Annotated in this window: 7 protein-coding genes; 1 reads left to right on the forward strand and 6 read right to left on the reverse strand. The window is 69.6% G+C overall.

The window, feature by feature from the left end; all coding sequences use genetic code 11:
• Nucleotides 1-7: 7 nt before the first annotated feature.
• On the reverse strand, nt 8-901 hold the full coding sequence (locus TVH25_RS05475) for a LysR family transcriptional regulator (RefSeq protein ID WP_169651249.1): 894 nt from the start codon (nt 899-901) through the stop codon (nt 8-10).
• A gap of 101 nt (nt 902-1,002) precedes the next feature.
• Here TVH25_RS05475 and TVH25_RS05480 point away from each other — a divergent pair, with 101 nt between their 5' ends.
• On the forward strand, nt 1,003-2,052 hold the full coding sequence (locus TVH25_RS05480; protein WP_422423529.1) for a YeiH family protein: 1,050 nt from the start codon (nt 1,003-1,005) through the stop codon (nt 2,050-2,052).
• A 46-nt stretch (nt 2,053-2,098) separates the two neighbouring features.
• Here the strand turns inward: TVH25_RS05480 and TVH25_RS05485 are convergent, their stop codons facing one another.
• The 5 genes from TVH25_RS05485 to TVH25_RS05505 all read right to left on the reverse strand — a co-directional run.
• Complete coding sequence (locus tag TVH25_RS05485; RefSeq protein ID WP_422423530.1) at nt 2,099-2,422, reverse strand: DUF202 domain-containing protein; 324 nt, start codon at nt 2,420-2,422, stop codon at nt 2,099-2,101.
• 7 nt (nt 2,423-2,429) lie between these two features.
• Nucleotides 2,430-2,801 carry a YidH family protein gene (locus tag TVH25_RS05490; protein WP_169619511.1) on the reverse strand — a complete coding sequence of 124 codons (372 nt, stop codon included), beginning with the start codon at nt 2,799-2,801 and terminating at the stop codon, nt 2,430-2,432.
• A gap of 40 nt (nt 2,802-2,841) precedes the next feature.
• A complete protein-coding gene (locus tag TVH25_RS05495) occupies nt 2,842-3,297 on the reverse strand; it encodes a Rieske (2Fe-2S) protein (protein WP_169619510.1) in 456 nt (151 codons plus the stop codon).
• Nucleotides 3,298-3,427: 130 nt separating this feature from the next.
• Nucleotides 3,428-4,954: a DHA2 family efflux MFS transporter permease subunit gene (locus TVH25_RS05500; RefSeq protein ID WP_296549327.1), complete on the reverse strand. Its 1,527-nt coding sequence runs from the start codon at nt 4,952-4,954 to the stop codon at nt 3,428-3,430.
• A 151-nt stretch (nt 4,955-5,105) separates the two neighbouring features.
• The coding region (locus TVH25_RS05505) for an FAD-dependent oxidoreductase (RefSeq protein WP_422423531.1) at nt 5,106-6,496 on the reverse strand (1,391 nt) is incomplete at its 5' end.

A 6,496-nucleotide genomic window follows, 5' to 3' on the forward strand; every position in this document is an offset into this window, starting at 1 on the left:
TTCCGCGTCAACGTGGCCGGGTGATCATCCGGACGAGTTCACCGGCGGGTCCGGCGAGCGCACGCGGCGGGCGCCATACCGCCCGCAGAACCCGGGAAAGGTCGAGTCCCTCCACGTCCACTGCGCGCAACTTGCCGGATTCGAGGTCCTCGGCCACCGCGAGCGTACTGAGAACCGCAGGACCTGCCCCGCCGAGCACGCTCGTCCGGACCGCTGCACTGCTCCCGAGTTCGAGCAGCGGCGCGGGACGGGCGTACTCCTCCAGCGCGAGGTCGAGGGTTCGGCGGGTACCCGACCCCACCTCGCGGACGACCAGCGGAGTGGACGCCAGTTCCGCCACGGTCAGCGGTCGGCGTCTGCGCGCCCACGGGTGGTCCGGCGGCACGACCACCACGAGCCGGTCCCGCGCTACCGGCACGCTGTAGAGCCCGCGCGGCACCGACGGACCCTCGACGAAGCCCACGTCGCACTCCCCGGCGGCAGCGGCGTCGCACACCTGCACCGAGTTGTGTACGTGCAACTGGATCTGCACGTCGCTGCGGATCGCCCGGAACTCTCCGAGCCACCGTGGGATGAGGTGTTCGGCCACCGTCATGGATGCCGCGACCACGAGTTCGGGAGGATGGTCGACACGCAGCGACGCCGCCGCGTCGAGCATGCGAGCGGTGTCGGCAAGGACCTCACGGGCCCAGTGCGCGACGACGGTGCCTTCCGGAGTGAGCACCGATCCCGTGCGGCCCCGGCGGACGAGCACCGCGCCGAGTTGCTTCTCGAGCCGTCTCAGCATGCGGGTCGCGTTGGGCTGGGCGATCCCTGCCTTCCGCGCTGCTGCGCCCAGACCGCCGTGGTCGTCGATGCCGACGAGCAGGTCGAGCGCCGCCAGATCGGGCCAGTCCGTCATGCCGATACGATATGCCTACCGGACCGGGCATATCTATTCGATATGAGCACATACTGAATCGACGGCTAGTCGCGCGGGGCCGGGCGCGACACGCTGGAGACATGGTCGCCGTCCTCTCTCCGCTCCGCCCCGAGCCGCTGCTCCGGCGCGTGCGTCCCGCCGTTCCCGGCCTGCTCGTGGGAGCAGCGGGCGCAGCAGTCGCGCTCGCCGCCGCCAGCCTGTTCCCCGGCGCCAGCCCACTGCTGATCGCGATCGTGCTCGGAGTCGTCGTCGCCAACGTGGGGCCTCACCTGGCAGTGCTCGAACCGGGATTGACGCTGGCGTCGAAGCACCTCCTCCGAATCGGTGTCGCGCTACTCGGACTCCAGCTGTCGATATCGGATGTCGTCGGACTCGGCTGGGGCGCAATGGGAGTCGCGGCCGCGGTGGTCGCGGCAGGCATCGGCGGCGCGCTGCTGTTCGGAAAGTGGCTCGGCGTCGATTGGACGGAGCGAATGCTCATCGCGTGCGGATTCTCGATCTGCGGTGCCGCCGCAGCCGCCGCGGTCGACGGTGTGATCGACGCTCGGAAACGCGAACTCGTCACGACCGTCGCACTCGTCGTGGTGTTCGGTACCGCCATGATCCCGCTCCTTCCCGCCCTGTCCGGTGCCCTGGGACTCGACTCGACCGAAGCGGGCATGTGGGCGGGCGCAGCGGTGCACGAGGTTGCCCAGGTGGTGGCGGCGGGAACCGCCCTCGACGCCACGGCGGCCGGCGCGGCCGCCGCCGGCGGTGCGCTCGCCGTCGCGGTCACCGTCAAACTCGCGCGCGTCGCGTTGCTGGCCCCGGTGGTCGCTGTCGTCGGCGCCGTGGCGCGGCACAGCGGGAATGCACGGCGCGACGGGCGCACTCCTCCGCTCGTACCCGCGTTTCTCGTCGCATTTCTGGTGCTCGTCGCCGTACGCGCGACCGGCCTGATCGGGCCGCAGGCACTCGATGTGGCTCACTGGGTTCAGGTCGCGCTGCTCACCATCGCGATGTTCGCACTGGGAACGGGCGTGCGGCGCGACATCATTCGCGGACTGGGATGGCGCCCGCTGGTGCTGGCCGCCGCAGCGACGGTGTGGGTTGCAGCGATCGCACTGGCCGGCGTCCTGGTGATCGCGTGAGCGCGGAAACTTCTACGTCCGCACCACGGGCTCGAATCCGCGCGCCTCACGCGAGTCCGTCGACAGCGATGAGCACGGCCGTCGCTGTCGCGAGCACCACGACGGCCGCTGCGACGGTGATGTTGCGCCACCAGAGACGGCCCACGTCCCCCGCGACGAATCCGCGCACGCGGGCACGGTGACCGATCCGGGCGGAGAGCAACACGACCACGGAAGGCACGAGGCACAGCAGTCCCACGGCCGCGACGACCGGACCCGGCCCAGGAACGAACCGCATGAAGAGCAGGACGACGGCACCGAGGGCGGCCCCGGTGCGCATCCAGGCCAGGCTCGTACGTTCGGGCTGGAGTCCGGGATCGTCGTGCCTCATCCGCAGGTCACACCGCGATCGCGACGGCGAGCCCGACGCCCGCCGTCGCGAGCAAACCCGCGAGCAGGAAGGACGCCCACGGCAGCGGGAGCGGACGTTGCGTGCGCATGGCGCGCTCGACGCTCAGCCAGCGGGCCACCGCCACGACCACGAGAATTGCGGAACAGACCAGCAGCGCACACGAGAACGCGGTGCGAAGGGCGGAGCCGATGACGTCACCGGCAAAAGCCTCGAGCCCCACCGCGGCGGCGATCAGGCCCAGCGCCGTCCGGATCCACGCGAGGAAGGTGCGCTCGTTGGCGAGGGTGAATCGCGGGTCGGGGTCGGTACCGACCCGCAGTGCCTTCGGGCGCCAACGCTGCTCTCCGGACGGATCCACGAGTGGGACACTATCCCGCCGGCCGGTCCGGCGGGCCGGGTCAGCCGACGACGAGATCGGTGCCGCGTGCCTCGACGGGTTGCGACTTGAGGGGACGCTTGGCGGGGCCCTGCACAACCGAGCCGTCGAGTGCGAACTTGCTGCCGTGGCATGCGCACACGATGGTGTCGCCTTCGACGGAGGTGATGTTGCAGCCCTGATGCGTGCACAGGGCGAGGAATGCGCAGAAGTCGCCTTCGGTGGGCTGCGTGAGAACGAGGCGCTTGCCTTCGATGAGCACTCCGCCTCCGACCGGTACATCCGCCACGGCCGCGACCACCTGTGCGTCGGGCCCGGGCGGCGCCGTCGTCGTCGGGGGCTGTGCCTGTGGAGGATCCCCCGCCGTATCGGTCGACGCGCCGCACGCTGCGAGCGCAGCGACGGCCGCTGCCGCTCCGGCTCCGCCGAGCAATGCGCGCCGGGGTACGGAGGTCCGGTCGGAAGAATCGAAGCTCATGCACGTGTCCGTTCGGGTCGCGGTTTCTGCTCCGACCGAGCCTATCGGGGAACGCGAACGGGGGCCGCGACCTGCGTCACGGCCCCCGCGCACGGGATTGTTCCTTACGCCACGGCGTCCGGCTGCCCGGCTAGTGCATCACGACCGGGGCCGCTGCGCCCTCTGTCTTCTCGGCACGTTTCCGGGGAAGGAAGGCTGCCGGGATCAGCGCGAAGATCATGATGATCGTCGCGATGAGGAAGGTGAACGCGAACGCCTCGGCGAGTGAACTCAGCACCGACTGCTGCATCTCGGGCGGCAGCTGGGCGAGCATCTCGGCATCCGGCTGACCGGACGACCCCTCGGGCGCACCCTGCGGTGCGATCACGCGGCTGGTGAGGATCACCGACATCGCCGCGGTGCCGATGGATCCGGCGGCCTGCTGGACGATGTTCATCAACGTCGAACCCCGCGCGATGCTGTTGTCGGTGAGAGTCTGCAGCGCGGCGGTCATGGTGGGCATCATCGTGCAGCCCATACCCATACCCATCACGAACAGGGCACCGAGGAGCAGCGGGTAGCCGGTATCCACGCCGACCTGGGTGAACACGCTCATCCCGGCGGCGATGAGAGCCAGGCCGGTCAGCACGATCTTTCCCGGCCCGATACGGTCGACCAGTTGTCCGGCGATCGGCATCGTGAGCATCGCACCGATTCCCTGTGGTGCGAGCAGGAGTCCGGCCGCCAAGGTGCTCTCGCCTCGCACCTGGAGGAAGTAGCTCGGGAACAGCAGACCGGCACCGAAGAACCCGATCGCGAACACCGACATCGTCAGGACGGCGAAGGTGAGCTGACGGTTGCGGAACAGGGTCAGGTCGATCAGCGGATGGTCGGTGCGCAACGCGTGCACGACGAACGCCGCGATGAGCGCGAGACCGGCGAGGCCGCTGACCAGGACCCGGGCGGACGCGACGGTGCCGGTCTCCGGCAGCGACGAGACGCCGAACAGGAACAACGCGAGCCCGGGCGAAAGCAGCAGCATCCCCTTGAAGTCGAACGCCTCCGACGCTTTCGGTGCGTCCTTGGGCAGCACGACGACAGCGACGATCAGCGCGACGATCCCGATCGGCAGGTTGATCAGGAAGATCCAGTGCCAGGTCGCGACGTCGATGAGCCAGCCACCGAGGATCGGACCGCCGATGGGGCCGAGCAGCATCGGGATACCGAGCACCGCCATGACGCGACCCACGCGGTGCGGGCCGGCCGCACGGGTCATGATCGTCATGCCGAGCGGCATCAGCATGCCGCCGCCGAAGCCCTGGACGACGCGGAACGCGATCAGCGACGTGACATCCCACGCGACACTGCACAGCACGGAACCGGCGACGAACAAGACGAGTGCCGTCAGATACAGCCGCTTGGTGCCGAAACGGTCCGCAGCCCAGCCGGTGAGCGGGATCACGCTGGCGAGCGCGAGGGTGTAGGCCGTCATGGTCCACGCGACGGTCGCGTAGGACGCCTGGAAGTCCGACATGAATGTCGGCAGTGCCACCGACACCACCGTGACGTCGAGAATCGACATGATGGCGCCGAGCACGACGACCGAGGCGATCTTCAGTACCGCGGCATCGAGCTTGTCACTGGGTTGAGCTGGGGATTTGTCGGGCGGCGCAGTCATGCGGTTACTCCAGGGTCGGCGCAGGCGAGTACCCGCGCGGTAGGAAACGAGCGTCGCGCGAAGATCCGGTCACCAGATCGGAAGTCGGCATCGATGGCGACTGCGAAACGCCGGATGATCTTAACGACCACGTCCGCCCGGCCCAACCGATTTACCGGCGCACGGCTCCGATCAGCGGCAGCAGTCGGCGGCGCCGGCGCCCGAGTTCCGCGAGCGCCTCGCGATCGGTGATCTTCACCCGCGGACGGCCCTGGGCGATGCCCGCCTTGCGTTCGGCGGCGTCGATCGCGCGCCACCCCTCGAGGTCGACGCGCTCCGGCCGCCGCCGCGCGAGCAACTTGTGCAGCGCGCGCCGGTCACCCCGCGGCTCCCGCAGGACGCCCGCGTCGAAGTCGGCGAGCAACGCGTTCACGGTCTCGCGTGCACAGGCCTTGTTGGTGCCGATGACTCCGCTCGGACCCCGCTTGATCCACCCGGTCACGTACACGCCGTTGTCGACGCGTCCCTCCGAATGGGGCACGACGCCGCGCACCTCGTCGAACGGGATGCCCGGTACCGCGACACCCCGGTATCCGATCGACCGGAGCACCAGAGGTGCGGCCACGTCGTCGAAGTCGTCCGTCGGGCGAACAGCAACCGCACCGTCGGTGCCGGTGAGTTCGGTGCGGGCGACCCGCACACCCGTGACACGCTCGTCGCCGAGCAGTTCGTGCGGCGCGGCGAAGAAGCGGAACACGATGCGCCGGTGGCCGGGGCGGAGCGGTCGCTGCGCGTATTCGCGCGCGAGGCGAACCTTCAGGGCCGTCGCCGGATCCTCTTCGACCGCACGGGCACTGACCGGATCGAGGTCGAGGTCTGCGTCGTCGATGACGACGTCGACGCCGCGGAGATCACCGAGGGCGACGAACTCCGGGTTGCTGTACGCCGCCTGGGCGGGCCCACGCCGGCCCAGCAGCACGACCTCACGGATGTTGCTGTTCCGCAACGCCGTCAGCGCGTGGTCTGCGATATCGGTGCGGGCGAGTTCGTCGACGTCCATCGTGAGGATGCGGGCGACATCGAGCGCGACGTTTCCGTTCCCGACGATCACGGCGCGGTCACCGGAGAGGTCGAACGTGCGGTCGGCGTAGTCGGGGTGCCCGTTGTACCAGGCGACGAACTCGGTGGCGGCGTGACTTCCCGGAAGGTCCTCGCCCGGGATACCGAGCCGCCGGTCGGCGGAAGCGCCCACCGCGTAGACGACGGCGTGATGGTGGTCGAGGAGTTCGGCATGCGTCAGGTCGCGGCCGATCTCCGTGTTCAGGTGGAGCGCGAATGCGTCACGCCGGAACGACCATTCGAAGGAGTCGGTCACGCTCTTCGTTCCCGGGTGATCCGGCGCGACACCGGCACGCACCAGTCCGAAAGGCGTGGGAAGACGGTCGAACATCTCCACTTCGACGTCGGAGCGCTCGAGCAGTGCCTGCGTGGCGTAACACGCCGCGGGACCGGCGCCGACGACGGCGACCCGGAGGGTTCCCTGCCCGCGGGGCGGGGCATGGG

Source organism: Rhodococcus sp. 7Tela_A2 (assembly GCF_049311045.1).
GTDB lineage: Bacteria > Actinomycetota > Actinomycetes > Mycobacteriales > Mycobacteriaceae > Rhodococcus.